At 67.8% G+C, this 867-nt stretch carries 1 protein-coding gene and 1 pseudogene; both read right to left on the bottom strand.

All coding sequences use genetic code 11. The annotated features are described in order from the left end of the window. Positions 1–245 (bottom strand): annotated as a pseudogene (locus I5W_RS17330) (type III secretion system cytoplasmic ring protein SctQ); the annotation flags it as partial. A gap of 63 nt (positions 246–308) precedes the next feature. Next, positions 309–653 (bottom strand): hypothetical protein, encoded by a 345-nt coding sequence (locus I5W_RS17325; RefSeq protein WP_017453233.1) that lies wholly within the window; start codon positions 651–653, stop codon positions 309–311. Positions 654–867 lie beyond the last annotated feature (214 nt).

The raw sequence follows: 867 nt of genomic DNA, 5'->3' as shown, positions 1-867 counted from the left end.
ACCGGCTGCCCCGACAGCAGGACCGCGGCGTTTGCCGCCTGCGCTCCCGGGCTCGCCGGGGCCAGGCGCAGCGTCAGCTCGGCCTGCTGGGACGGCAGCACCATGCGCAGCCCACGTCCGACCTTGCGCGTCAATGCCGCCAGGCTGGCAGATACCTTGGGCGCACGGCGCAGGAGAGGATTCGCGCTCAGCGGTGCAGACCCGAGGTCTTGCTTCGTCAGATCGCCGGCAACGGTATCGGTCATGAATGGGCATCCTGCTGCATGGTTGATCGTGGGCGCCTGCCCTGGGGGTCAGGGGGCAGCCGGCTAGAGCACGGCCAGTCGCACGCTTCTGCCCATACGTCGCGCCAGCCCCTTTTCCAGTTCCATTCTTTTGCCGAGCAGGGTCTCGCGCAGCCGGTCACTTCCGGCCGCCAACAGGAACGAGGCCAGGGAATCTCGCAGGTCGGTCAGCACGGCCAGGGTCTCGCCGTTGGGCAGCATGACCTCGAAGACGCCACTATGGGCCTGCACGGGCAGCAGATCCAGCAAGGCCTCGGTATCGAAATTCGGTGTCGCATCGGCGCTGCCCAGCCGGTCCTCGGGCTGACTGTCGCCCTCCCCGGAGTGTCCCTGCTCTCGACCATCGAGCAGTACGAGGCAGCCTTCCATGCGAGTTGCATCGCTGGGACTGGCGGGCGCCCGTTCACTGCTGCCCGAGATGGGGGATCGCTCCTGAGCCACACGTCGAGGAGCCGCTGCAGTACCTGCACGCGCGTTCATCTGAGGGCTTGTCTGACGATGGGAGGGGGCCGCCGGCGGCATGGGCGGCAAGTGCGCAGTGAATGGCGGTACGCGTTTGGGAGGTGGCCGCCGCACAGGCATG

This window comes from Herbaspirillum sp. B65 (assembly GCF_000333555.1).
Lineage (GTDB): Bacteria > Pseudomonadota > Gammaproteobacteria > Burkholderiales > Burkholderiaceae_D > Herbaspirillum > Herbaspirillum rubrisubalbicans.
Note: the sequence above shows the minus strand (reverse complement) of the source record. Positions and strands in the feature narration are given on the sequence as shown.

What these genes read in the sequence shown, in the direction of transcription:
- I5W_RS17325 (WP_017453233.1), bottom strand. Translation starts at nt 653, where the DNA reads ATGGAAGGCTGCCTCGTACTGCTCGATGGTCGAGAGCAGGGACACTCC.